23 protein-coding genes and 1 other RNA gene are annotated in these 23,645 nt (G+C 63.1%); 16 read left to right on the top strand and 8 right to left on the bottom strand.

Annotated features, from left to right (window positions below; translation table 11 throughout):
• Window positions 1-67: 67 nt before the first annotated feature.
• The gene (gene tkt / locus IB279_RS30910; protein WP_112771796.1) at window positions 68-2,050 is read right to left on the bottom strand and encodes a transketolase; all 1,983 of its coding nucleotides are present in this window, start codon (window positions 2,048-2,050) and stop codon (window positions 68-70) included.
• A gap of 350 nt (window positions 2,051-2,400) precedes the next feature.
• Between tkt and IB279_RS30905 the strand changes: the two genes are divergently transcribed.
• The 3 genes from IB279_RS30905 to ssrS all read left to right on the top strand — a co-directional run bounded on the left by IB279_RS30905 (window position 2,401) and on the right by ssrS (window position 3,273).
• The gene (locus tag IB279_RS30905; RefSeq protein WP_034806184.1) at window positions 2,401-2,670 is read left to right on the top strand and encodes a DUF4164 domain-containing protein; all 270 of its coding nucleotides are present in this window, start codon (window positions 2,401-2,403) and stop codon (window positions 2,668-2,670) included.
• An 11-nt stretch (window positions 2,671-2,681) separates the two neighbouring features.
• Window positions 2,682-3,059: a cell division protein ZapA gene (locus IB279_RS30900; protein WP_034806187.1), complete on the top strand. Its 378-nt coding sequence runs from the start codon at window positions 2,682-2,684 to the stop codon at window positions 3,057-3,059.
• Window positions 3,060-3,115: 56 nt separating this feature from the next.
• A non-coding RNA gene (ssrS, locus tag IB279_RS30895) (6S RNA) lies at window positions 3,116-3,273 on the top strand.
• A gap of 23 nt (window positions 3,274-3,296) precedes the next feature.
• Here the strand turns inward: ssrS and IB279_RS30890 are convergent.
• Entirely contained in the window at window positions 3,297-4,178 is an 882-nt protein-coding gene (locus IB279_RS30890) for a LysR family transcriptional regulator (RefSeq protein WP_234798711.1), read from the bottom strand.
• A 100-nt stretch (window positions 4,179-4,278) separates the two neighbouring features.
• Here IB279_RS30890 and IB279_RS30885 point away from each other — a divergent pair, with 100 nt between their 5' ends.
• Window positions 4,279-4,503 (top strand): hypothetical protein, encoded by a 225-nt coding sequence (locus tag IB279_RS30885; protein ID WP_112771797.1) that lies wholly within the window; start codon window positions 4,279-4,281, stop codon window positions 4,501-4,503.
• Window positions 4,504-4,522: 19 nt separating this feature from the next.
• On the opposite strand, the gene IB279_RS30880 is transcribed toward IB279_RS30885, so the two are convergent.
• Window positions 4,523-4,732 (bottom strand): hypothetical protein, encoded by a 210-nt coding sequence (locus IB279_RS30880; protein ID WP_034806648.1) that lies wholly within the window; start codon window positions 4,730-4,732, stop codon window positions 4,523-4,525.
• Window positions 4,733-5,082: 350 nt separating this feature from the next.
• Between IB279_RS30880 and IB279_RS30875 the strand changes: the two genes are divergently transcribed.
• From IB279_RS30875 to IB279_RS30840, 8 genes are all read left to right on the top strand, one after another.
• The gene (locus IB279_RS30875; RefSeq protein WP_034806194.1) at window positions 5,083-5,655 is read left to right on the top strand and encodes a 5-formyltetrahydrofolate cyclo-ligase; all 573 of its coding nucleotides are present in this window, start codon (window positions 5,083-5,085) and stop codon (window positions 5,653-5,655) included.
• Between the two features lie 212 nt (window positions 5,656-5,867).
• Window positions 5,868-6,692, top strand: a complete 825-nt coding sequence (locus IB279_RS30870) for a YmdB family metallophosphoesterase (RefSeq protein WP_034806196.1) — start codon at window positions 5,868-5,870, stop codon at window positions 6,690-6,692.
• 482 nt (window positions 6,693-7,174) lie between these two features.
• The gene (locus IB279_RS30865) at window positions 7,175-8,329 is read left to right on the top strand and encodes an efflux RND transporter periplasmic adaptor subunit (protein WP_034806198.1); all 1,155 of its coding nucleotides are present in this window, start codon (window positions 7,175-7,177) and stop codon (window positions 8,327-8,329) included.
• A complete protein-coding gene (locus IB279_RS30860; protein ID WP_112771798.1) occupies window positions 8,326-11,502 on the top strand; it encodes an efflux RND transporter permease subunit in 3,177 nt (1,058 codons plus the stop codon). The genes IB279_RS30865 and IB279_RS30860 overlap by 4 nt, the downstream gene beginning before the upstream one ends.
• A gap of 284 nt (window positions 11,503-11,786) precedes the next feature.
• Entirely contained in the window at window positions 11,787-12,623 is an 837-nt protein-coding gene (locus tag IB279_RS30855; RefSeq protein WP_090299742.1) for an MBL fold metallo-hydrolase, read from the top strand.
• A gap of 18 nt (window positions 12,624-12,641) precedes the next feature.
• Window positions 12,642-13,124 carry a hypothetical protein gene (locus IB279_RS30850; protein ID WP_090299744.1) on the top strand — a complete coding sequence of 161 codons (483 nt, stop codon included), beginning with the start codon at window positions 12,642-12,644 and terminating at the stop codon, window positions 13,122-13,124.
• Window positions 13,125-13,209: 85 nt separating this feature from the next.
• Window positions 13,210-13,956, top strand: coding sequence for a YebC/PmpR family DNA-binding transcriptional regulator (locus tag IB279_RS30845; protein WP_043625539.1), 747 nt, complete (start codon window positions 13,210-13,212; stop codon window positions 13,954-13,956).
• 71 nt (window positions 13,957-14,027) lie between these two features.
• Window positions 14,028-14,657, top strand: a complete 630-nt coding sequence (locus IB279_RS30840; RefSeq protein ID WP_192340479.1) for an HAD hydrolase-like protein — start codon at window positions 14,028-14,030, stop codon at window positions 14,655-14,657.
• A gap of 10 nt (window positions 14,658-14,667) precedes the next feature.
• Here IB279_RS30840 and IB279_RS30835 read toward each other — a convergent pair whose 3' ends face one another.
• The gene (locus IB279_RS30835) at window positions 14,668-15,669 is read right to left on the bottom strand and encodes an LLM class flavin-dependent oxidoreductase (RefSeq protein WP_112771853.1); all 1,002 of its coding nucleotides are present in this window, start codon (window positions 15,667-15,669) and stop codon (window positions 14,668-14,670) included.
• 170 nt (window positions 15,670-15,839) lie between these two features.
• Between IB279_RS30835 and ruvC the strand changes: the two genes are divergently transcribed.
• The 4 genes from ruvC (at window position 15,840) to IB279_RS30815 (ending at window position 19,079) form a co-directional block, all read left to right on the top strand.
• Window positions 15,840-16,352 (top strand): crossover junction endodeoxyribonuclease RuvC, encoded by a 513-nt coding sequence (gene ruvC, locus IB279_RS30830; RefSeq protein WP_034806209.1) that lies wholly within the window; start codon window positions 15,840-15,842, stop codon window positions 16,350-16,352.
• 66 nt (window positions 16,353-16,418) lie between these two features.
• Entirely contained in the window at window positions 16,419-17,036 is a 618-nt protein-coding gene (gene ruvA, locus IB279_RS30825) for a Holliday junction branch migration protein RuvA (protein WP_034806211.1), read from the top strand.
• 96 nt (window positions 17,037-17,132) lie between these two features.
• Complete coding sequence (gene ruvB / locus IB279_RS30820) at window positions 17,133-18,176, top strand: Holliday junction branch migration DNA helicase RuvB (RefSeq protein ID WP_034806214.1); 1,044 nt, start codon at window positions 17,133-17,135, stop codon at window positions 18,174-18,176.
• Window positions 18,177-19,079, top strand: coding sequence for a metallophosphoesterase (locus tag IB279_RS30815; RefSeq protein ID WP_034806217.1), 903 nt, complete (start codon window positions 18,177-18,179; stop codon window positions 19,077-19,079).
• 123 nt (window positions 19,080-19,202) lie between these two features.
• Here IB279_RS30815 and IB279_RS30810 read toward each other — a convergent pair whose 3' ends face one another.
• The 4 genes from IB279_RS30810 to IB279_RS30795 all read right to left on the bottom strand — a co-directional run bounded on the left by IB279_RS30810 (window position 19,203) and on the right by IB279_RS30795 (window position 23,555).
• Window positions 19,203-20,411, bottom strand: coding sequence for a hypothetical protein (locus IB279_RS30810; protein WP_034806219.1), 1,209 nt, complete (start codon window positions 20,409-20,411; stop codon window positions 19,203-19,205).
• A 179-nt stretch (window positions 20,412-20,590) separates the two neighbouring features.
• Window positions 20,591-21,481, bottom strand: coding sequence for an NAD(P)-dependent oxidoreductase (locus tag IB279_RS30805; protein ID WP_112771802.1), 891 nt, complete (start codon window positions 21,479-21,481; stop codon window positions 20,591-20,593).
• Window positions 21,478-22,338: a glycosyltransferase gene (locus IB279_RS30800; RefSeq protein ID WP_112771803.1), complete on the bottom strand. Its 861-nt coding sequence runs from the start codon at window positions 22,336-22,338 to the stop codon at window positions 21,478-21,480. The genes IB279_RS30805 and IB279_RS30800 overlap by 4 nt, the downstream gene beginning before the upstream one ends.
• Window positions 22,335-23,555 (bottom strand): NAD-dependent epimerase/dehydratase family protein, encoded by a 1,221-nt coding sequence (locus IB279_RS30795; RefSeq protein ID WP_112771804.1) that lies wholly within the window; start codon window positions 23,553-23,555, stop codon window positions 22,335-22,337. The genes IB279_RS30800 and IB279_RS30795 overlap by 4 nt, the downstream gene beginning before the upstream one ends.
• Between the last annotated feature and the right edge of the window lie 90 nt (window positions 23,556-23,645).

Raw genomic sequence — 23,645 nt, 5'->3', positions numbered from 1 at the left:
CTCCCTGTCTGACTGACGTGGTACGAAAAAAAGCGGGGCGCACCTTTCGGCGCGCCCCGCAGATTGATCAGGCGAGCTTCGTTTCCGCGGCGGCGACCACCGCCTCGGGCGTGATGCCGAAGTGCTTGTAAAGCTCCTTGTAGGGGCCGGAAGCGCCGAAGCTCGACATGCCGATGAAGGTGCCATCGCTGCCGATGAAGTGATCCCAGCCCTGACGGATGCCGGCTTCGACGGCGATCTTGACCGGCGAGTTGCCGATGATCGCCTGCTGGTAGTCTTCGCTCTGCTCGGCGAAAAGCTCGAAGCAGGGAACGGAGACGACACGGGTCGAGATGCCCTTGGCGGTCAGCGTCTGGCAGGCCTTGACGGCGATTTCGACTTCCGAGCCAGTGGCGAAGATCGTGACCTTGGCGTCGGCGGCCGAGATCAGGTCATAGGCGCCGCGGGCGCAGAGGTTTTCTTCCTCATACTCGGTGCGAACGGCCATCAGGTTCTGGCGCGTCAGCGCGATGCCGGACGGGCGGTTGTGGCTTTCGAGCGCCAGCTGCCAGCACTCGGCCGTTTCCGTGGCGTCGGCCGGGCGGAACATCAGGAGGTTCGGGATGGCGCGCAGCGCTGCCATATGCTCGACCGGCTGGTGCGTCGGGCCGTCTTCGCCAAGGCCGATGGAATCGTGCGTCAGCACGTGGATGACGCGGATGCCCATCAGAGCGGCAAGGCGGATCGACGGACGGCAATAGTCCGAGAAGATCAGGAAGCCGCCGGAATAGGGGATGACGCCGCCATGCAGCGCCATGCCGTTCATGGCTGCAGCCATGCCGTGCTCGCGAACGCCCCAATGGATGTAGCGGCCGGAGAAGTCGTCAGGGGTGATCGACTTGGTCTGGCTCGTCTTGGTGTTGTTCGAGCCGGTCAGGTCGGCCGAGCCGCCGATGGTTTCGGCCAGAACGCCGTTGATGACTTCGAGCGCGTCTTCGGAAGCCTTGCGGGTTGCCGGCGACGGCTTGGTTTCGGCGAGCTTCTTCTTGTAGTCGTCGATGGCGGAGGACAGACGGCCTTCGAGCTCGCCGGAGAAGCGGCGAACGAACTGGGCCTTCTTCTCGCCCTCGCTCTTTTCAAGACGGTCTTCCCACTCCTTGCGCGCCTTGGTCGAGCGCAGGCCGGCCAGACGCCAGGCGTCGAGAACGTCCGAGGGAACGACGAAAGCTTCGGCTTCCCAGCCGAGTGCCTTGCGGGTGGCGGCGATTTCCTCGGCGCCGAGCGGCGAGCCGTGAACCTTGTGGGTGCCGGCCTTGTTCGGTGCGCCGAAACCGATCGTCGTCTTGCAGGCGATCATCGTCGGCTTGTCGGACTTCTGAGCCTGGTCGATCGCAGCGGCGATCGCGTCCGGATCATGGCCGTCGACGGCAATGGTGTTCCAGTTGCTGGCGCGGAAGCGGGCGTGCTGGTCGGTCGAGTCGGCGATCGAGATCGGGCCGTCGATCGAGATGTTGTTGTCGTCCCAGAAGACGACCAGCTTGTTGAGCTTCAGGTGGCCGGCGAGCGAAATCGCTTCCTGGCTGATGCCTTCCATGAGGCAGCCGTCACCGGCGAGCACGTAGGTGTAGTGCTCCATCAGGTCGGAGCCGAATTCGTCGCGCAGCTTGCGCTCGGCGATCGCCATGCCGACGGCATTGGCAATGCCCTGGCCGAGCGGACCGGTGGTCGTCTCGATGCCGGCGGCGTGGCCGTATTCCGGGTGGCCGGCGGTGCGGGCGCCGAGCTGGCGGAAGTTCTTGATCTCGTCGATGGAGATGTCTTCGTAGCCCGTCAAATAGAGCAGCGAGTAGAGCAGCATCGAGCCGTGGCCGGCCGACAGCACGAAGCGGTCGCGGTTCGGCCAGGAGGGGTTCTTGGGGTCAAAGCTCAGATAGCGCGTGAAGAGGACTGTCGCTATGTCGGCTGCACCCATGGGCAGGCCAGGGTGGCCGGAATTTGCCTTCTCGACGGCATCCATGGAGAGGAAACGGATCGCATTTGCCATCCGGTCGTGTTTTTCGCGAGAGATCATGACTGTTCCGTTTGCGTTCGGTGGTCAGGGAACGGTCTCTATCCTCCAAAGACCGCGCAAGAAGCGGCTGACACATAGCAGGTGCGCCGTGCGAGTCAATAAATACGGGGCTTCCGCGGCCATTTGACGGCAGCTTGCTTCGGTCCCTGCCCGAGTGCTTGTTCCGCAATGCAATAAGCCTGCTGCACTGCCGTTGAAGAAAGCCGGCTACGCAATCCATCCACAGCTTCCGCTGTTGTTTGCTGTACTTGGCATTGTTGAGACTTACGTAATAGGTTTAAAAAAGATCGAGCCGAAGCGGCGGACGGGATTCGGGCGATTCGGCCTCATGGGCGAGGTATTCGGAACACATGCCGGCAAAGACTGTCAAAGCGGCGATCGACGAACTGCGAAACGCAGTGCAATCCCTGGAGAATGCGATCGACGGTCGGTTTGACAGGGAGCGGGACTTCAGCGAGTTCGAGGGCGAGGTGCGACGCGTCAACACCGACCGGTCGCGGCTGGCGCAGGAACTCGATCAGTCGCAGTTCCGGGCAAACCGGCTCGAGGAGGTCAACCGTGAGGTTTCCCGTCGCCTCGTGACGGCGATGGAAACCATTCGGGCGGTGCTCGACCGCTAGGAACAAGCGACATGGCGCAGGTGACAGTTTCGATCGATGGCAAGGCCTATCGCATGGCCTGCGAGGAAGGGCAGGAAGATCATCTGATCGAGCTTGCCACCAATTTCGATCAGTATGTCGGACACCTCAAGACCCAGTTTGGCGAGATCGGCGATCTGCGCCTGACCGTCATGGCCGGCATCATGGTCATGGACGAGCTCAGCGAGGTCAATCGCCGGCTGAAGAACCTCGAAGCCGAGGTCGGAAACCTGACGAATGGGCGCGACGCCGCGCTTTCGGATCAGCTGAAGAACGAGGAGGCACTGGCCTCGGCGCTCAGCGAAGTGACCCAGCAGATCCACGGTATCGCCGCCAAGCTGAACGGCCGCCCCACGACGCCGTCGAGCTGACAAGGTTTCGTCGGCGAGCCACTGGCGCGAAGCACCGAGACACTTTATATATCGTATGCGGTCTGCGCTCCCCGACAGGAACCACAATCCCCGGGGCCATACTCGATCCTAAGGGAGCTGTCCCTGTCCGGACCCGTGGGTTCGGACACATGGCGCCCACCTACTTTGTAGGCACCCGGGATCGTAAAATATCCATCGGTTGTGTGGATCGCACTTCTCCCTCTTTCCGTTGCTCGTTCACTCCCCGGCAAAGGCCCGGCGGATGGCGTCGGCCATGGCCTCGACGATCCGGTCCTTGCCGTTTCCGGCCTTTGAAATCCGCAGCACGACATTCGAGTGATCGATCACCGTGTAGCCGTCATCAGCGGTCAGTTCGCGGCAGCCGGCCGGAATGCTGCTGCGGGCAAGCGGCGCGATGGCGAGGCCGGATACCACCGCCGCCATCAGGCCGCCGCTGGTGCGGCTGACATAGGCGACGCGGTTGTCGATGCGGCATTTCCTCAAGTTGCGCTGGGCGAGGTCGTCGCACCAACCGCCTTCGAGATAGGTATAGGTCGCGATCGGTACCGGGCGGCGCTCGTCGGTCCGGTGCTGCTCCGACGTCACCCAGACGGTCGGATCCATCATTAGCACCTCGTTCCTCGTCTTTCCGCCGGGCTCGAAGACGACGGCAAGGTCGATCTCGCCCGCTTCCAGCGCTGCGACATTGGTCATCGACGCGCCCTGCTGCACGGTCACTTCGACGCCCGGGTGGATGGCGGCGAAACTGCCGAGCGCCTTCGGCAAGGTCGAGTTGATGTATTCCTCCGGCAATCCGATCCGGACCGCGCCGTCGAGCGCGGGTTGGCGGAGCGCGGCGGCCGTGTCGTCGAGCAGGGTAACGATGCGCCTGGCATTGTCGACGAGCCGCAGTCCCTGCGGCGTCAGCACCACACCGCGCGAATGGCGCTCGAACAGGGCGTCGCCGAGCACATCCTCGAGCTTCCTGATCTGCATGCTGACCGCCGACTGGGTGCGCCCGACGATGTCTGCGGCGCGCGTGACGCTGCTGGTATCGACAACCGCGAGAAAGGTTCTGAGCAGATCGCTATCGAGGGGAAGGGGCATGGCTTCAACCATCAGATTTTCTGATGACAGTCATGCTTGCAATTCGTTTGTCAGATGTCAATGCGAGGACGAAGATCGTCCCGTCAGATCATCTTGCGCCCGAGTCCTTTCCATGAGCGTGCTTGCCGTTCTCGCCTTTTCCGAAACGTTCGTTATCGCCCGACGCAGGGCAAGGCAATGGACTGTCGATTTGCTGTTTGTCGAGGCGTCCGTCGAGGTGCCGGCAGACAAGCCGTTGCTGCTGCGCGACGTCGGGATCTCGGCAGGCGACCCCGACCTTCGGCAGCGGGAGCGGATCTTGGGGCAGGCGGTCTATCGGTCGCACTGGATGCTCTAGGCCGTGCCCGCGCCAATCCTTACGAGATGAGATCGAGCCTTGCGGCACGAAAGACGGCTTCGGCCAGATTGCCGGCCTGCAGCTTGCGCATGGCGTCTTCCAGCGCGCGGTCGATCCGGTCGAGCGGAATGTCGGTTTCGCGCATCATGTCCTGGCGCGTGCGGCCGCGGGCTGCAAGCGTCAGGCAACGCAGTTCCAACGGTTCGAGTTCTTTCATCTGGTCCTTCATGGACGTCGGCTTTTCCACTGCTGCCTGCAGGAGCGCGTCCATACATCGAACGCGGGCATTAGTTCCTGCTAATTATTTGAAATCGCGTCTTTATTTGCATGCGGTCGCCAATGCGCGAAAGCGGAACCGTCGTCCATGATGAACGGAACGCTAATGCTGTGCCGAACCGGGAAGGCGCTGGCAGTGCTGTCGCAAACCGCGGCAAAAGCGGCGATGCGGGTGAATGTGCACGGGCGACATCGGGTATATAGGCTGGTGATTGAGCCGGGAATCGGCGAGAAAGTGACGGGTTGTGCCATTTCGGGAGGAGAATTCGTCCGCGACGATGGCATGAGGCAGGAGAGGGCACGATGTCACCGAAAGACCTGAAGGCGGCGCTGCGCAACGAGCGGCTGGCATTGCGCGATGCGATGCCCGCGGAGATACGCATCGAGGCGAGCCTGACCATGGCCGACCATGCCGGCGACGTCATTGCGCTCGATCCGGGCCACATCGTTTCCGGCTTCTGGCCCATCCGCTCCGAGGTCGATATCCGGCCGCTGATGGCGCGGCTGAAGAGTCGCGGCGCCCGGCTCTGCCTGCCTGTGATCATGGACAAGAAGACGATCGTCTTTCGCGAACTGCTCGATGGCGTCGACATCATCTCAACCGGCTTCGGCACGACGGGGCCTGGCCCGGATGCTCCGGTGCTCGACCCGGATATCATGCTCGTGCCGCTTTCTGCCTTTGACGCGACCGGTCACCGGATCGGCTACGGTGCCGGTTATTACGATCGGGCCATCGACCGGTTGCGCAACAAGGGGCATCTGCCGAAACTGATCGGCATCGCGTTCGACTGCCAGGAGGTGGCTGCCGTGCCGGCCGAACCGCACGATGTGGCGCTGGATGCCGTTCTCACCGAGAGCGGATTCCGGCATTTCTAGGTCATTGACGAAGCTGAGCGACGGCCCGGCGCTTTGAAATCGCGCGGGCCGAGGCGGAAGATTGGTTCGCGATCCCACGCGGAATCGATCTTGGGCGTTTCCTGTCGGCCCAGGATCGTGTAGACGCTCTACCTCTTTGTTTTACGCAGGTCCGGCCGCCACAACCGCTGACGCGCTTCCGCCGGAACTGCCCTGGTGGGATTTGAGCGAGCATGAGGCTTCTGTTTCTGGGAGATATGGTGGGCAAGACGGGCCGCACGGCGGTCTGGGAGCGGCTTCCGGGACTGATCGGCGACCTTAAGCTCGATTTCGTCATCGTCAACGGCGAGAACGCCGCGGGCGGCTTCGGGATCACCGAAGACATCTTCCTCGAGACGATCAACGCCGGCGCCGACGTGGTGACCACCGGCAACCACGTCTGGGACCAGAAGGAAGCGGTGGTCTTCTGCGAGCGGCACGACCAGTTCCTGCGCCCGGCCAACTATCCGGCCGGCACGCCCGGCCGCGGATCCAACCTGTTCTTTGCCCGCAATGGCGCGCGCGTGCTGGTCGCCAACGTCATGGGCCGCGTCTTCATGCATCCCGAACTCGACGACCCCTTCAAGTCGGCCGAGGCCATCCTCGATGCCTGCCCGCTCGGCGAGCAGGCGGATGCGATCGTGTTCGACTTCCATGCGGAGGCGACCAGCGAGAAGCAGTGCTTCGGCCATTTCGTCGACGGTCGCGCCAGCCTCGTCGTCGGAACGCATACGCACGTGCCGACCGCCGACCACCAGATCCTCAACGGCGGCACCGCCTATATGAGCGATGCCGGCATGTGCGGCGACTACGATTCCTCGCTCGGCATGGACAAGGAGGAGCCGCTCAACCGCTTCATCTCGAAGATGCCGAAGGGGCGCTTCGAGGCGGCCTCGGGTCCGGCCACCATCTGCGGTCTCGGGGTCGAGATCTCCGATCGCACCGGGCTCGCCGAGAAGATCGCGCCGCTGCGACTGGGGCCGAGACTGGCGGAAACGATCCCGGATTTCTGGTCTTAAGGCCAAGTCAGGCGGCATTCTGAACGCAGCGCGAAGCGGCGCGCGGGCACCTTTGGTTGTCCCGTATCGCCTTATTGGAGTTGATTTTTTTCAAGGTGACAACCCCATCAAATGATGGCAGGTTATCGCGAAATCACGCCGGGCCGGGGCGTGATGTATTCGTGGGTTTTTGCAGAATGAATGGTGTGCGCAGTCCTGGATTGCGGGCATGTGCTGTTGTCGCTGCGCCACGGGCAATTGCTCGCTGCCCAGCGAATTTGACCTGACAGCGTTCGCGGGCCGAAGGGCGCAAGGCCGCTGTATCATTTGATTGCTTGTGTGACTTTGCCTCTCGGATCGCTGCCGATCCGAGGATTTGTGCGGAGCGGGACGGGTAATGCGGCTGTTTTGCGCACAGGCCCCGCTCTGAAATATTCAAAGCGATCGCGGTGGTCTGGTCGATTGGCTGCCCCTCGTGATCCAAGTGCATTCGGAGGGCATGCATGTTGTCTCAGTGGCATTTGCCGATGATCGTCGGCGCTTCTCTTTCCCTTCTATCCGCAATCGGTGCCCAGGCGCAGGACGCGCAACTGCCCGTGGTGACCGTCGCCAAGCCAGTCGTGCGGGACGTCATCGACAGCGACGAGTTCATCGGCCGTTTCGAGCCCGTCGACGAGGTGCAGGTTCGCGCCCGCATCGGCGGCTATCTCGACGAGGTCAATTTCACCGATGGTGCCCTGGTGAAGAAGGGCGACAAGCTCTTCGTCATCGACCAGCGGCCCTATCGTACGGCTCTCTCCCAGGCCGAATCGACGCTGGAATCGGCGCGCTCGTCGCTGGAATTCGCCGAGGCCCAGTTCAAGCGGACGCAATCGCTGACGGGCACCGGCACGCTTTCGGTCTCGACGCTCGACGATCACCGCCGCGAACTCCTGTCGGCGCAGGCGCTGGTGCGCGGCGCGGAAGCGGCGGTCGAGCGTGCCAAGCTCGACCTTGACTACACCACCATCACCGCGCCGCTCAGCGGCCGCGTCGACCGGCGCCTGCTGTCGACGGGCAATCTCGTCCAGGCTGACCAGACGGTGCTGACGACGATCGTGTCGCTCGACCCGATCGATTTCTACTTCGACGTCGACGAACGGCGGCTGCTTTCTTATGCACGGGTCGCGCGCGAGCGCGGCAGCGCGTTGCAAGAAGGCGGCGGCTCGCTCGAAGTGCTGGTCACCATCGCCGACTCGCAAGAGGAGCCGTTCAAGGGCAAGCTCGACTTCGCCGAAAACCGCGTGGATCCGCAGAGCGGCACGATGCGCGTGCGCGCCCGTCTCGATAACCCGAGCCTCGTGCTGCAGCCCGGTCTCTTCGGCCGTGTGCAGATCGAAGGCTCGAACACCTACAAGGCCGTCCTCATTCCGGACGAAGCGATCGGCGCCGACCAGAACGAGCGCATCGTCTATGAGGTGACCGGGGATGGAACGGTGGTGACCAAGCCCGTGCGTCTCGGCCCGAAGCTGCATGGCTACCGCGTCATCCGCTCCGGCATGACCGGCGACGAGACCATTGTCGTCAACGGTCTGATGCGGGCGCGGCCCGGCACCAAGGTAAAGCCCGAGACGGTGCAGCTTCCTCCCGAAGCGCAAGCAGCGGGGGCGGCGCAATGAGGTTTGCTCACTTCTTCGTCGACCGGCCGATCTTCGCGTCGGTGCTGTCGATCGTGCTGCTGATCGTCGGCAGTATCGCCTATTTTCAGCTTCCCGTGGCGCAGTACCCGGAAATCGCCCCGCCGACCATCGTCGTTCGCGCCGCCTATCCGGGTGCTGACGCCGATACCGTTGCCAACACCGTCGCGACGCCGCTCGAACAGGAAATCAACGGCGTTGAGAACATGCTCTACATGTCCTCCTATTCGACCGCCGACGGCTCGATGGCGCTGACGATCACCTTCAAGCTCGGCACCGACCTCGACCAGGCACAAGTCTTGGTACAGAACCGCGTGTCGATCGCGGAGCCCCGGCTGCCGGAAGAAGTCCGGCGGATCGGCATCACCACGGCCAAGAGTTCGCCCGACCTGATGATGGTCGTGCATCTTTTGTCGCCGACCGAACGCTATGACCAACTCTACGTCTCGAACTATGCGCGCACTCGTATTCGCGACCTGCTCGTCCGGCTCGATGGCGTCGGCGACGTCATCCTGTTCGGCGAGCGCGAATATGCGCTGCGTGTCTGGCTCGATCCGGAGAAGCTGTCGGCCTATGGCATGACGGCCGGTGACGTGGTGCAGGCTCTGCGCGAGCAGAACGTGCAGGTCTCCGGCGGTTCGATCGGTGGTCCGCCGGCGCCGGGCGACAGCGCGTTCCAGTACACGGTCACGACGGACGGCCGCTTCAGCGACGCGCGGCAGTTCCGCTACGTCATCGTCAAGGCGACGGAAAGCGGTCGCCTCGTGCAGCTGCAGGACGTCGCGCGTGTCGAGCTCGGTGCTCGCGAATACGTCAACAACAGCTATCTCGACGGCAGCCCGGCGGTGGCGCTCGGCATCTTCTCGCGGCCGGGCACCAATGCGCTCGACGCCGCCGAGCAGATCCAGAAGGTGATGACCGACGTTTCCAAGGACTTCCCCGACGGGCTCGAATACCGCATCGTCTACAACCCGACAGAGTTCATCTCGGAATCGATCAACGAGGTCTACAAGACGATCGCCGAGGCGGCCATTCTCGTTGCCATCGTCGTTCTCGTCTTCCTGCAATCGTGGCGCACGGCGATCATCCCGATCGTCGCCATCCCCGTGTCACTCGTCGGCACCTTCGCCTTCCTCTATGCCTTCGGTTTCTCGCTGAACATGCTGACGCTGTTCGGCCTGGTGCTGGCGATCGGTATCGTCGTCGACGATGCGATCGTGGTGGTCGAGAACGTCGAGCGAAATCTCGCGCGAGGGATGACCCCGCGCGAGGCGTCGCATGTGACCATGGACGAGGTGGGGGCGGCCGTCATCGCGATCTCGCTGGTGTTGACCGCGGTGTTCGTGCCGACGGCCTTCATCCCCGGCATCGCCGGCCAGTTCTACCTGCAGTTCGCCGTGACGATCTCGGTCGCAACGGTGATTTCCGCCTTCAACTCGCTGACACTGTCACCGGCGCTGGCGGCTATCCTGTTGAAGCCGCACGAGAACGGCCATCATGAAAGCCGCAATCCGCTGACGCGCTTCGGCAAGGCCTTGGCGAACGGCTTTAACAACGGTTTCGACCGGATGGCGTCGGGCTATGCATGGGTCGTGCGCAAGCTCGTCTCGACGAAGGTGGCGCTGGCCGCGGCCCTTCTCGTCTTCGTCGGGCTGCTGGGGGCCACCTGGTACATGGCGCAGATCGTGCCGCGCGGCTTCGTGCCGACCATGGACCAGGGCTATGCGATCGTCGTCATCCAGCTGCCGGACGGCGCATCGCTCGACCGGACGGACGCCGTCGTCAAGCGGGCCTCGAAGATCATCCAGGACGTGCCGGGCGTGAAAAGTGCTGTCGCCTTTGCCGGCTTCAACGGTGCGACCTTTACCAACGCGTCCAATTCGGGCGTGGTCTTCGCCTCCTTCGAAAGCTTCGAAGAGCGGCTGAAGAACGGGCAGGGGGCCAACCAGATCATCGGCCAGCTCTATGGCAGCCTGCAGAGCATCCAGGAAGCCTTCATCATCGCCGTGCCGCCGCCCTCGGTGCGTGGCATCGGCAACTCCGGCGGCTTCAAGATGCAGATCATGGACCGGCAGAGCTCCGACATGCGCCGCGCGCTCGGGCTTGCCTACCAGATGATGGGCGCTGCCAACCAGACGGAAGGGTTGACCGGGGTCTTCACCACCTTCTCGGCCTCCAGTCCGCAATACTTCCTGGCGATCGACCGCGACAAGGCGCGCACACTCAACGTGCCGATCCCCAACATCTTCGAGGCGCTGTCGATCAACCTCGGTACGTCCTACGTCAACGACTTCAACGCCTTCGGCCGCGTCTACCAGGTGCGGGCGCAGGCCGACCAGCAGTACCGCGTCGAGCGCGACAACATCCTGGCGCTGAAGGTGCGCTCGGCAACCGGTGCGCTGGTGCCGATGGGTACGCTTGTCGAGATCCAGGATACGGCCGGTCCGACGCTGGTGCAGCGCTACAACATGTACGTCTCGGTGCCGATCCAGGGTAACCCTGCGGTCGGGGTCTCGACGGGTACGGCTCTCGACAAGATGGAGGCGCTCGCCGCCCAGATCCTGCCGCAGGGCACGACCTTCGAGTGGACGGAACTCGCCTACCAGGAGCGCCAGACAGGCAACACCGCGGTGTTCATCTTCGCACTGTCGGTCGTCTTCGTGTTCCTGGCGCTGTCGGCCCAGTACGAAAGCTGGGTTCTGCCGCTGGCGATCATCCTGATCGTGCCGCTCGGCGTGCTGGCCGCATTGGTCGGGGTGTTCATCCGCGGGCTCGACAACAACGTGCTGACCCAGATCGGGCTCATCGTTCTGATCGGTCTTGCGGCCAAGAACGCGATCCTGATCGTCGAGTTCGCGCGGCAGGGCGAAGACGAGGGCAAGACGCCGATCGAGGCGGCTGTGGAAGCGAGCCAGCTGCGCCTGCGCCCGATCCTGATGACCGCCTTTGCCTTCATCCTCGGCGTGGTGCCGCTGATGATCGCGACCGGCCCGGGTGCCGAAATGCGCCAGTCGCTCGGCACGGCGGTGTTTTCGGGCATGCTCGGGGTAACGTTCCTCGGCCTGTTCCTGACGCCGGTGTTCTACGTCGCGCTCCGGTCGTTCCGGCGACGCAAGGCGGCGGTGAGCGAACCGCCGCCGCACCCGGCCGAATAGGGCAGGCCCGACGATAATCTGACGAATGCCCCGGCAGCAATGCCGGGGCATTTGGCTTTGACGAGGCTATCGTTGCCTTATCGGCCTCAGGGCCGGTGACGTAAACGTGAGCACCGCCTGCCGTTTGTAACTGGACGTGGCCGGGCCCTTGAACAATTCTTTCCGCGCCCCGTGACGCCACCGTTCGGTCGAGCGAAGGCAAAGGCTTCCATTCGCTGTTCAATACCTGCCCGCCGCGTGCCCCCAAAGGCCCGAGGTCAGGCGGCAAGTGAGAGAGGTGAAGGCTGATGCTCCGGTACTTTGTCTACACATTCGCCGCCATATGGTTCATCCACGCGTTCTGGCCATCGGTCGCCCATGCGCAGCAACAGCCGCGCCCTGTCAGCCAATGCCAGGCGATCGCCGAAACGCTCCCCCAGGCAACCTTTGCCAGTTTCACGCCCGCGGCTGCCACCAAGGGGCAGACGACGGCCGGCGAGGTGACGATCAGCTATCTCGGCCATTCCACCTTCCTGATCGAGACGCCCGGCGGCGTCTCGATCGCAACCGACTATAGCGGCTGGTATGCACCGTCGATGCCGCCGATGGTCGCGACCATGAACAAGGCGCATTCGAGCCACTACACGCTGACGCCGGATCCGGCGATCAAGACCGTGCTGCATGGCTGGAGCGATAGCGGCCAACCGGCGCGCCACGATCTCGTGGTCGGCGACGCCCACATCCGCAACGTGACGACCGACATCCGCGCCGGCGGCGGCGCCATGGAGCACGACGGGAACTCGATCTTCATCTTCGAGGTGGCGGATCTCTGCATCGGCCATCTGGGCCATCTGCACCATGAACTCGACGACAGCCACTACAGCCAGATTGGCCGGCTGGACGTGCTCATGGTGCCTGTCGATGGCGGCCTGACCATGGGTGCCGAGAGCATGAGCCGGGTGGTCAGCCGGCTGCGCGCCTCGCTGATCCTGCCGATGCACCGCCGTGGCCCGCCGATCGACGCCTTTCTGGACATGTTCGGCGACGACTACGACAAGCGTTACGCCGACAGCGCCAGTATCAAAGTATCCCTGCGTTCCTTGCCAAGCAAACCACTGATTTATATCCTCAAGGGCGTTTGAACATCCTGGGATCGCCCGATGAAGTTGCTCGTGGTTGGCGTATCGTTCTTTCTCTCCTTCTCGACTCTTGCCGAGGCCGGTGGCGCGCCGCCGCCGCGCATGCCGTCTCCCGAGGGGCAACAGCCGCAAAGCCAGCCGGAGACCACGGTCCGACCGGCGGGTGAGCCGGAGATCTTCGCGATGCCCTCGGGCAATATCGGCTGTATCTACACGCCGGCTGGCGGCACGTCCGTCTATCAGCCCGCCGATGGCGGTCCGGAGCTGGCCTGCGATATCGTCGCGCCGCGTTATGTCAGGGCGACCCTTGGCCGGGCGGGAGCAGCCACGCTCAATCACGCCGTCGGCGATCCCAGCTGCTGTTCGACTGGGACTGTGCTCGACTATGGGCAAAGCTGGTCGCGAGGGCCGTTCTCCTGCGTGTCGGAACGCACTGGCCTTTCCTGCCGCCGTGACGACGGACACAGCTTCCTCTTGAGCCGCGCGCAGGTCTCGGCCAACTGAAAAACCGCCCCCCGGCTGGACGGAAAGCGGCAATAAAACTATAAGGCGCCCCATTCCATTCAAATTAATGCATGCAGAGGGTGCCATGGCTGGCCATTCACAGTTCAAGAACATCATGCACCGCAAGGGCCGTCAGGATGCGGTGCGCTCGAAAATGTTTTCCAAGCTCGCGCGCGAAATCACGGTTGCCGCCAAGTCGGGCATGCCCGATCCCGCGATGAACGCGCGCCTGCGCCTGGCGATCCAGAACGCCAAGGCGCAGTCGATGCCGAAGGACAACATCGAACGGGCGATCAAGAAGGCCTCCGGCGGCGACGCGGAGAACTACGAAGAAGTCCGCTACGAGGGTTATGGCCCGGGCGGCGTTGCCGTCATCGTCGAAGCCTTGACCGACAACCGCAACCGCACCGCCTCGAACGTGCGCTCGACCTTCACCAAGGCCGGCGGCGCGCTCGGCGAAACCGGCTCGGTTTCCTTCTCCTTCGATCGCGTCGGCGAGATCACCTACAAGCTCTCCGTCGGTGACGCCGACAAGGTGATGGATGCGGCGATCGAAGCGGGTGCCGACGACGTCACCACTGACGAGGACGGCCACACGATCATCTGCGGTTTCGAGGCGATCGGCGAAGTGTCCAAGGCGCTCGAAGACACGCTCGGCGAAGCCGAGACGGTCAAGGCGATCTGGAAGGCACAGAACACCGTTCCGGTCGATGAAGAAAAGGCGCAGTCGCTGATGAAGCTCATCGACATCCTTGAAGACGACGACGACGTCCAGAACGTCTATTCGAACTTCGAAGTCTCGGACGAGATCCTGGCGAAGCTGTCGGCCTGATTGGGACGACCGTCGCTCGCAGAATTTTCACCCGCGTCCGAAAGGCCGCGGGTTTTTCTTTGGATGGCCCGATGACCTATGAATTCGCGATCTTCGATTTCGACGGCACGCTTGCCGATACGGCGGCGAGTTTCATGACGGCGTGCAACGCGGCTGCACGGCGCTACGGCTTCCGCGAACTCTCGGTCGAGGAGTTCCAGTCGTTGCGCACCATGGGCAGCCGCGAGATCATCGCGCATCTCGGCGTGCCCGTTTGGAAACTGCCGCAGATCGCCACCTTCATGCGCCGTGCCATGGCGACTGAAGCGGCAAGCGTCCGGCTGTTTCCGGGCGCCGCTGAGCTTCTCTGGAAATTGAAGGCGGCGGGCATCGGCATTGCGATCGTGAGTTCGAACGCGGAGCAAGGTATTCGCGCCGCACTCGGCGAGGCGGCAGCGACGGTTGATCTCTTCGAATGCGGTGCCGCGCTTTTCGGCAAGGCACAGCACTTCAAGCGTGCGATCCGGCACTCCGGCCTCGATGCGGCTCGCATCCTGGCGATCGGCGACGAGGCGCGCGATATCGATGCGGCGCGAAAGGCGGGCGTGGCGGCCGGTGCGGTTGGCTGGGGCTATGCCGACCCGGTCTTCCTGCAAGGGCTCGGGCCGGATCGGTTCTTTGCCAATCTGGAAGAGATCGCACCCGCTTTCGGGGCGATCTGATCGGCCGGCTTTACGCCGCCTTGGTGAGATCGCGCTGGGCGTCGGCGAAGAGGCGAAGCGAATTCAGCCGCGCCTGCATGTCGAAGATCGGCATGGAGATGATCAGTTCGTCGGCCTTTGTCTGCTCGAGGAACGCCCCGATCTTGCGCCGGATCGTCTCTGGCCCTCCGACCACCGCATACATCATCGAATGGTCGACGAAGATCTTCTCGTCATAGCTCCAAAGCCCATCCATCGACTGGACCGGCGGCGGAAACTGCCCGCGCGCGTTGCGGCGCAGGGCCACGAAGGATTGCTGCATGGAGGTGAAGAGGTAGTTCGCCTCCTCGTCCGTATCGGCGGCAACCCCCATGACGCCGACCATCACCTGCGGCTTGGCAAGGGTCTCGGAGGGGGTGAAGCGCTCGCGGTAGATCTCCAGCGCCGAGAGCAGCATGTCCGGCGCGAAATGCGAGGCGAAGGCGAAGGGCAGGCCGAGCATGCCGGCGAGATGGGCGCTGAAATGGCTTGAGCCGAGCAGCCAGATCGGCACATTGGTGTCGGCGCCGGGTACGGCGATGATCTTCTGGTCCTCGGCGACGGGGCCGAGCAGTGCCTGCAGTTCGACGACGTCGTTCGGGAAGTTGTTGCCGCTCGCCTCCATGTTGCGTCGGAGGGCCTGGGCGGTGCGCATGTCGGTTCCGGGCGCACGGCCGAGGCCGAGGTCGATGCGGCCGGGGTAGAGGGCGGCGAGCGTTCCGAACTGTTCGGCGATGACAAGCGGCGAGTGGTTCGGCAGCATGATGCCGCCGGAGCCGACACGGATCGTCTTCGTCGCTGCCGCCACGTGCGAGATCACGATCGAGGTCGCCGCACTGGCGATGCCCTTCATGCCGTGATGTTCGGCCAGCCAGAAGCGGGTGTAGCCGTTCTCCTCGGCCGCCTGGGCCAGACGGCGCGAATTCTCCAGCGATTGGGCGACGCTGCCGCCTTCAGTGATCGGGGAAAGATCGAGGACGGAGAAAGTCGCCATGGCAAAGGCCTTTATTGAGAGAAATTGATGCAAGGCTATGTAAGCTCAATTTTCCTCAATCCAAGGGCGGTGCCGAAGAAAACCTGAGGCCGCGCCTCAACTGTGCGTATGTTTTTGTTTTGTTCACTTTTTGCTGGCAGCGTCCGGACTGACATCATAGGGTGAAATTCATGCAGACCACGATTCGCATCATCGGCATCGATCCGGGGCTCCGTCGTACCGGCTGGGGCATCATCGAGACGCTCGGCAATTCGTTGCGTTTCGTCGCCTCGGGCACGGTGACGTCGGATGGCGACATGGACCTCGCCTCCAGACTTTGCCAGCTGCATGACGGCCTTGCCGAGGTGGTGCACAGCTATCAGCCACACGAGGCGGCGGTGGAGCAGACCTTCGTCAACAAGGACGCGACAGCGACGCTGAAACTCGGCCAGGCGCGCGGCATCGCCATGCTGGTACCGGCACGCGCAGGCCTCAGGGTCGCCGAATATGCGCCGAACGCGGTCAAGAAGGCGGTGATCGGTGTCGGCCATGGCGAGAAGCAGCAGATCCACATGATGCTGAAGGTTCTGATGCCGAAGGCCGAGTTCAAGGGCAACGATGCGGCGGACGCACTGGCGATCGCTATCTGCCATGCCCACAACCGGCAATCGGTGACGAGCCGGCTTGCCGCATTGATGGCGTAGTTGCGCCCGACACGATAATTTCCGATGGTCCGATGACCATCCAGAACCCACCGCGAGAGACGCCACATGATCGGCAAATTGAAGGGTACCATCGACGAGATCGCCGAGGATCACGTCGTGCTCGATGTGCATGGCGTCGGCTACGTTGCCTTTTGTTCGGCGCGCACGCTGTCCAGGCTCGGATCGGCGGGCGAGGCGGCGGTGCTCTTCATCGAGACGTATGTGCGCGAAGACCAGTTGAAGCTGTTCGGCTTCCTGACGGCACTGGAGCGGGAATGGTTCCGGCTGTTGCAGAGCGTGCAGGGGGTCGGCTCGAAAGTGGCGCTGGCCGTGCTTTCCACCCTGACGCCGGGGGAATTGGCCAATGCGATCGCGCTGCAGGACAAGACCTCCGTCTCCCGTGCGCCCGGTGTCGGACCCAAGGTGGCGGTGCGCATCGTCACGGAACTGAAGAACAAGGCGCCGTCCTTCGCCGGCGAGATGTCGGCCTCGATCGGCCTCAAGCAGGAGCTTGGCGAAGGCGTCGCCTCCGCGCCGGTTTCCGATGCGGTTTCGGCGCTCACCAATCTCGGCTACTCGCGCGACCAGGCGGCCAATGCCGTTGCGGCGGCCTTGAAGAACGGCGGCGAAGGCGGCGACAGCGCCAAGCTCATTCGCCTTGGCCTGAAAGAACTGGCGCGATGAACGCTTGCCTTGGCCGGGCACAGAAGGCAGAACGCATCGTGCCCGGCATGATGACGGGTTGCAGCGCTGAGCTGCCCGACCGAATGGAACGAACGCATGACTGACGCCGCACGCCTGATAACGCCGGAAAAGCGCGGTGAAGACCTCGATGCGACCATGCGCCCGCAGACGCTGGATGACTTTACCGGCCAGGCGGAAGCGCGCGCCAACCTGAAGATCTTCATCGAGGCGGCGAAAAACCGCGGCGAAGCGCTGGACCACGTGCTCTTCGTCGGCCCTCCCGGGCTCGGCAAGACGACGCTGGCGCAGATCATGGCCAAGGAGCTCGGCGTCAATTTCCGCTCGACCTCCGGCCCTGTGATCGCCAAGGCCGGCGATCTCGCAGCCCTGCTCACCAATCTCGAAGAGCGCGACGTGCTCTTCATCGACGAAATCCACCGGCTCAATCCGGCCGTCGAGGAAATCCTCTATCCTGCGATGGAGGACTTCCAGCTCGACCTCATCATCGGCGAAGGCCCGGCGGCGCGGTCGGTGAAGATCGACCTTTCGAAGTTCACGCTGGTGGCGGCAACCACCCGCCTCGGGCTTCTGACGACGCCGCTTCGCGACCGTTTCGGCATTCCGGTGCGGCTCAATTTCTACACGGTCGAAGAGCTGGAATCGATCGTCCGGCGTGGCGCCCGGCTGATGGGCCTCGGCATGACCGACGACGGCGCCCGCGAGATCGCCCGCCGCGCCCGCGGTACGCCGCGCATCGCCGGCCGGCTGTTGCGCCGGGTGCGCGACTTCGCCGAAGTGGCGCGTGCCGAAGCCGTTACCAAGGAGCTCGCGGACGAGGCGCTGACGCGGCTGCTCGTCGACAATATGGGCCTCGACCAGCTCGACCGGCGCTACCTCTTCATGATCGCGCAGAACTTCGGCGGCGGTCCCGTCGGCATCGAGACCATCGCTGCGGGCCTTTCGGAGCCGCGTGATGCGATCGAAGACATCATCGAGCCCTATCTGATCCAGCAGGGCTTCATCCAACGCACGCCGCGCGGCCGTATTTTGACCGCCAATGCCTGGAAACATATCGGCCTTAATCCCCCCAAGGAGATGGAGGCGACCCAGTTTCGCCTGACATTAGAGGACGACGACTAGATGATCAGCCGCCGCGGATTGTTGAAACTAATCGGCGGCGGTATCGTCAGCATGGCGGCACTGGGCGGCTACGCCTTTGCCGTCGAACCTCTGGCCCGGCTGAACGTCACCCGATACAAATTGACGCCACCCAATTGGACACCGGGCCTCAAGCTGCGCGCCGTCGTGCTCACCGACATCCACGCGTGCGAGCCCTGGATGCCGGCAAGCCGTATCGCTTCGATCTGCCGGCAGGCCAACAGCCTTGGCGGCGATATCACGCTGCTGCTCGGCGACTATGTGGCCGGCATGAACCTCGTCACCAGCTATGTGCATTCCAGCGAATGGTCGAAGGCGCTGGCCACACTCGAGGCGCCGCTCGGCGTCCACGCGGTCATGGGCAATCATGACTGGTGGGAAGACCGGACCGCGCAGAAGAACGGCGGTGGGCCGACCTTCGGGCACAAGGCGCTGCAGGACGTCGGCATCAACGTCTATAGCAACCGGGCGGTGAGACTGGAGAAGGAGGGACAGGGCTTCTGGATCGCTGGCCTCGAAGATCAGCTTGCCTTGGTGCCCGGCAAGAAGTGGCAACGCAAGCGCATGAGCGGTCTCGACGATCTCGACGGTACGCTCGCCCAGGTGAGCGATACCGATCCGGTCATCCTCATGGCGCATGAGCCGGATGTCTTCCCGCGTGTTCCGTCGCGTGTCGCGCTGACACTGTCGGGCCATACCCATGGCGGCCAGGTGCGGTTTCTCGGCTATGCGCCGGTCGTGCCCTCGCGTTTCGGCGAGCGTTACGCCTATGGCCATGTGACCGAGAACGATTGCAATCTGATTGTTTCCGGCGGTCTCGGCTGCTCGCTTGCGCCGGTTCGCTTCGGCATGCCGCCGGAGATCGTGGTGATCGATCTCGGCTGAGCGACAAATTCCGGGTTCGTTCGGTCTTGCGCTGAAAGAGCCTGGCATCAAGACGACGCCAGGCCTGTCTGCTTCCGCCCGCCCGCTCTGGAGCCGAGCAGGGCGCCCGTTTGTCACGGTGCGTCAGGCGGCCCTGATGGCTCCGCTTCGCACTGCGCCCCGCAGGCCGGACGCCACCTCATAGGTGTCGGTGACCAGCAGCAGGCCGTCCGCGCACTGGTACCATTCCCCCTCGCTCATGCTCTTTACCGACGCACTGAGTGTTGCCAGTTCAACAGAGCCGGGCGGTGTGCTGATGATCCGTTCGGCGACCCAGCTATCGAGCCAGGCTTGGTTTGCCGGCGAAACGGCCTCGAGCGCGATTTGCGGGTGCTGGTCGAAGTAGGTCTGGACGGCCAGGTTGGTTGGCGCGATGACGATCTGGTCAAGATTGCTGTCGCCGAGCGCATCGATCACGCGAGAGTTTTCCAGCGCTGCCAGGAAGGTGTCGGTCTTGCCGTCCCGACCGGTCGAAGAGGCGAGGGAGCGCAATGTCTCCAGTATCGTCGGCAGCGGCGGAATAACCTCGATGTCGCTGGTGCCCGTCCTGGTAAGGGACTGGTAGACGAGATCGATCTCGGGCGTGAACGACCGCTTGCGAATGCCGCGCGTCCAATTGAACTCGAAGTCCACTTCGAAGCGCCCTTTGAAGTTGGGCGTCGCGCCTTGCGGGACCTCGATGATCGCGGCCGCATTCCAGATGTAACCGGCATAGGACGGGCGACCGGGATTTGCCGGCACTCCCGCCGAAACCCAGCCGACATGGGGCAATCTCGCCTGCCACTCGATCGATTGCGTTGCGGGGCGTGCCGCAAACGAAACCTCGGAGGCCGTGAAGCTGACACCGACATTGGCGCTGAGCGAGGCGCCGCCCTTCGGGCCTTCCTTGCTGTATTCGGCGCTGAGCTCGCCGCCGATCGAGAAACTGATCGTCGCTTGCTCGACGGTGCTGTTCGGCCCGAACGTTACGAGCCGCGCCTGCTGCGAGTTCGTCTCGAGGCGCAGCTTCATGTGATTGGCGTAAAAGCCGACCGATACCCAGTTGGACGACGGAGTGGACGGCGAACCCTGGATGCCGTGATAGACATCCCCGACGACGAGGTAGTAGTCGCGCGTCAGATTCTGGTTGCCGCGCATCAGTTTGTAGACCGAAAGCAAGGCGTTTGCAGTCAAGGTCTGCGATGAGGTCTTGACCGTGCCCCAGCCGAAATCCTTGCCGCCATTCGTTTTCCATTCACCGTTCAAAGTGCCGACAAGCTTCCAGACTTCAGGATTCAACGTCTCGATAGGCATGATTGATTTCCTTCGAAGCGCCGTCGATCGACGGGAGGGTTGAGCTTTTTACACGGACCGGAACCGTTCCGCGCGGCCAACATAGCTCGGATTTTCGGCGGCAACCTGAGGTATTAAATTGTAAATTAATACTCCTTAAAGGAGTCCTTGATCGACACAGAACGGCTCTACGCAGCGTCTCAGCCGAGCAGCTTTTCGATCGTCTCGTGCAGCCGCGGGAGCCCGCCCGGCGTCCAGCCGAGCGCGCGCAGACGGCCACAGTCCATCGCGTTGAATTCGGTCAATGCGGCCGGTTCGGGCAGGTCGTTCATACAACCGGTGATTTGGCGAACGATTTCCAGAATGATGCTGTTGTCGACGAGGATATCGGAGACGTTGAAGACCGAAACCGGCAAGCGGCGCGTTTCCGCTTCGAGCACGAGGCGCACGGCGGCTGCGACATCGTCGCCATGCACTTCCGTGCCGGCCCGCGGTGCAACCGGGCGGCCCTGCAGATAGTCGTCGAACAGGGCCAGCCATTTGTGCGACGCCCCGTTGCCCGGTGCTCCGTAGACGCCGGTGACGCGTAGGCTTGCTGTCCTGAAGTCGTCCGTGCCCAGCAGTTCTAGTTGCCGCTCCGCCGCAAGCTTGAGCGCTCCATAGAGGCTCTCGGGATGGCAGGTCGATCCCTCCGACAGCACGGCGCCTGCTGGGTGCTTTCCGTAGACCGCGCGGCTCGACAGGAAGATGCAGCGACCTACGCCCTGTTCGCGTGCCGTTTCGAAAAGCCGGACCGAACCATCGAGATTGGCGCGGCGGAAGCTCTCGGGATCATCGCCTTCGCCGCCTCGATATCGGCCAGGGATGTGCTGGAAGGCGGCATGGACGAAACACTGGACATTGCCAAAGGCCGCGCTGTGATCGCTCGTCGGATCGAGCGACAGGGGCACGAAACCAACAGGCCCGCTGAAGAAGGTGTTTGGGGCCCGCGTGCGACCGCCGATCACAACCTCGTACCCCGCCTGCAGCAGATGCTCGACGATGAAGCGGCCGACGAAGCCCGTGCCGCCGGAGACAAGCACGCGGGTCATCGGCGGACCGGGTTGGTGAGCGATGCGATGTGCGGAATATCGTCTCCTGTCAGGTAGCCATGCCAGAGATCGATAAGCGGCTGCAGGGCCTCCCGGCGCGGATGATCCGTCTCCCAGGGCTTTTCATACTGGTAATGCAGCACGCCGATTGAGCCCCAGTCCCAGAGTTCGGGCAGGTTGAACCAGACATATTGCAGCATGTTCATCGTCACTGGCAGACCGTGCCAGTCCGAGAAGAAGGCTTGCAGGAAGGTCTGGTCGGTGCGCGGCCAGAAGGCGTCCGGCGCATCAAGCTGGGTGATCATCCTGTCGAAGGTCGCCATTGACGGTTCGGCGACGAAGACGCCGGAATTCAGCCGATGAAAGTCCGCAAGGCTTTCGTAGACATTGGGGGCAGCGGAGAATTCCGGATAGGCAAACAGCCGGTCGATGTTCCGGAGCACGACCGCATCGGCGTCGATGAAGACGCAGCGCCGATATTCGGTAAGCTGCCAGAGCCGGAGCTTGCAGAAGTTGTCGAGCGGCGAGTGGAAGTCGGGCTTTCGGCCTTTCGTGAAGGGCGCCTTATCATGCACGTTCCGCCGCTGGTGGCGCGCGTTGAAGGCGTCGGAAAGCGGCAGAAGGTCGGTCTCCACCAGCCGGCAGCCGAATTCGGCAAGCGGCGCCAGTACATCGACAGAAACGCCGCCCGTGTGCAGCACGACGATATCGGCCCTCGTGCCCGTCCGTGTTATGGAGCGCGCCAGTGCGCGGGCGCCAAGCGCATAATCGGCATTGGTGACGAGCGTCACATAGGCATGGTCGGCTTGGGGAGGCGAGGAGGGGCGGAGCCCCTCCGAAGGATCGTTCGATGTCATGAAACGGATTTCAGCCGCTTGCCCTCTGGGTCGTGGTTGATCAGCGGCGCGATGTCCTTGGTCCAGGCGGAGACGGCGGGCACGCGCGTTCTGTCGACACGATAGGCGAATTTCTTGGCGACATCGACGATTTCCGAAAGCAATCCGTCCTGCAGCCGCGTCGGGTTGAGACCGAGGCTCAGGAATTTCTCGTTGTGCACGACGAGTTCGTTCTCGGCAGCTTCCTTGCGCGGGTTCGGCAACCGGGCGATCTCAGCCCCCGATATCGAGGCGATCATTTCGGCGAGATCGCGCACCCGGTGGGTCTCGGTCATCTGGTTGAAGATCTCGACACGGCTGCCGCGCGCCGGTGGGTTCGTGAGTGCCAGCTCGATGCATCGCACCGAATCCTGGATGTGAATGAAGGCGCGGGTCTGGCCGCCGGTGCCGTGCACGGTCAGCGGATAACCGATTGCCGCCTGGATGAGGAAACGATTGAGCACGGTGCCATAGTCGCCGTCATAGTCGAAGCGGTTGATGAGCTGGGCGTGGCGGCGCGTCTGCTCGGTATGCGTACCCCAGACGATGCCCTGGTGCAGGTCGGTGATCCGAAGCCCGTCGTTCTTGGCATAGAACTGGAAGAGCAACTGATCCAGGCACTTGGTCATGTGGTAGATCGACCCGGGATTGGAGGGGTAGAGGATCTCCTGGCTGACGGTCTCGCCGCCCATCGTTTCGATGCCGACAGGCAGATAGCCCTCGGGGATCGCCGCGCCGATGGTGGAGTAGCCGTAGACGCCCATGGTGCCCAGATGCACGAGGTGGGCGTCGAGGCCGAGTTCGACCAGCGCGTTCAGAAGATTGTGCGTGGCGTTGACGTTGTTGTTGACCGTGTAGTTCTTGTGGCGGTCGCTCTTCATCGAATAGGGCGCGGCACGCTGTTCGGCAAAATGCACGATGGCGTCAGGGCGATGGTCGGCGAGCCAGTTCTTCAGGAGTTCGTAGTCGCGGGCGAGATCGATCAGGTTGAAATGGATGCGCCGGCCGGTTTCGGCATGCCAGATACGCGTGCGTTCCTGGATCGAATCCATCGGCGTCAGCGATTGTACGCCCAGTTCCGTATCGATCCATCGGCGGGAGAGATTGTCGAGGATATGAACGTCGTGACCAGCATCGGACAAATGAAGGGCCGTGGGCCAACCGACGAAACCGTCGCCGCCGAGAATCGCAATCTTCATGCACGTTCTCCTGATCGCAAAGGAAGTCCGTCACGTGATAGGATAGGATTGTGACAAGGCTGCAATGCTTGCAAACGGCTTTTTGTTCCT

The sequence above is a fragment of the Ensifer sp. ENS06 genome (assembly GCF_014852205.1).
GTDB lineage: Bacteria > Pseudomonadota > Alphaproteobacteria > Rhizobiales > Rhizobiaceae > Ensifer > Ensifer adhaerens.
The sequence above is the reverse complement of the archived record's forward strand: the minus strand, read 5'-3'. Positions and strand labels throughout refer to the sequence as shown.

What these genes read in the sequence shown, in the direction of transcription:
- tkt (WP_112771796.1), bottom strand. Translation starts at nt 2,050, where the DNA reads ATGATCTCTCGCGAAAAACACGACCGGATGGCAAATGCGATCCGTTTC.
- IB279_RS30905 (WP_034806184.1), top strand. Translation starts at nt 2,401, where the DNA reads ATGCCGGCAAAGACTGTCAAAGCGGCGATCGACGAACTGCGAAACGCA.
- IB279_RS30900 (WP_034806187.1), top strand. Translation starts at nt 2,682, where the DNA reads ATGGCGCAGGTGACAGTTTCGATCGATGGCAAGGCCTATCGCATGGCC.
- IB279_RS30890 (WP_234798711.1), bottom strand. Translation starts at nt 4,178, where the DNA reads ATGGTTGAAGCCATGCCCCTTCCCCTCGATAGCGATCTGCTCAGAACC.
- IB279_RS30885 (WP_112771797.1), top strand. Translation starts at nt 4,279, where the DNA reads ATGAGCGTGCTTGCCGTTCTCGCCTTTTCCGAAACGTTCGTTATCGCC.
- IB279_RS30880 (WP_034806648.1), bottom strand. Translation starts at nt 4,732, where the DNA reads ATGAAGGACCAGATGAAAGAACTCGAACCGTTGGAACTGCGTTGCCTG.
- IB279_RS30875 (WP_034806194.1), top strand. Translation starts at nt 5,083, where the DNA reads ATGTCACCGAAAGACCTGAAGGCGGCGCTGCGCAACGAGCGGCTGGCA.
- IB279_RS30870 (WP_034806196.1), top strand. Translation starts at nt 5,868, where the DNA reads ATGAGGCTTCTGTTTCTGGGAGATATGGTGGGCAAGACGGGCCGCACG.
- IB279_RS30865 (WP_034806198.1), top strand. Translation starts at nt 7,175, where the DNA reads ATGTTGTCTCAGTGGCATTTGCCGATGATCGTCGGCGCTTCTCTTTCC.
- IB279_RS30860 (WP_112771798.1), top strand. Translation starts at nt 8,326, where the DNA reads ATGAGGTTTGCTCACTTCTTCGTCGACCGGCCGATCTTCGCGTCGGTG.
- IB279_RS30850 (WP_090299744.1), top strand. Translation starts at nt 12,642, where the DNA reads ATGAAGTTGCTCGTGGTTGGCGTATCGTTCTTTCTCTCCTTCTCGACT.
- IB279_RS30845 (WP_043625539.1), top strand. Translation starts at nt 13,210, where the DNA reads ATGGCTGGCCATTCACAGTTCAAGAACATCATGCACCGCAAGGGCCGT.
- IB279_RS30840 (WP_192340479.1), top strand. Translation starts at nt 14,028, where the DNA reads ATGACCTATGAATTCGCGATCTTCGATTTCGACGGCACGCTTGCCGAT.
- IB279_RS30835 (WP_112771853.1), bottom strand. Translation starts at nt 15,669, where the DNA reads ATGGCGACTTTCTCCGTCCTCGATCTTTCCCCGATCACTGAAGGCGGC.
- ruvC (WP_034806209.1), top strand. Translation starts at nt 15,840, where the DNA reads ATGCAGACCACGATTCGCATCATCGGCATCGATCCGGGGCTCCGTCGT.
- ruvA (WP_034806211.1), top strand. Translation starts at nt 16,419, where the DNA reads ATGATCGGCAAATTGAAGGGTACCATCGACGAGATCGCCGAGGATCAC.
- ruvB (WP_034806214.1), top strand. Translation starts at nt 17,133, where the DNA reads ATGACTGACGCCGCACGCCTGATAACGCCGGAAAAGCGCGGTGAAGAC.
- IB279_RS30815 (WP_034806217.1), top strand. Translation starts at nt 18,177, where the DNA reads ATGATCAGCCGCCGCGGATTGTTGAAACTAATCGGCGGCGGTATCGTC.
- IB279_RS30810 (WP_034806219.1), bottom strand. Translation starts at nt 20,411, where the DNA reads ATGCCTATCGAGACGTTGAATCCTGAAGTCTGGAAGCTTGTCGGCACT.
- IB279_RS30805 (WP_112771802.1), bottom strand. Translation starts at nt 21,481, where the DNA reads ATGACCCGCGTGCTTGTCTCCGGCGGCACGGGCTTCGTCGGCCGCTTC.
- IB279_RS30800 (WP_112771803.1), bottom strand. Translation starts at nt 22,338, where the DNA reads ATGACATCGAACGATCCTTCGGAGGGGCTCCGCCCCTCCTCGCCTCCC.
- IB279_RS30795 (WP_112771804.1), bottom strand. Translation starts at nt 23,555, where the DNA reads ATGAAGATTGCGATTCTCGGCGGCGACGGTTTCGTCGGTTGGCCCACG.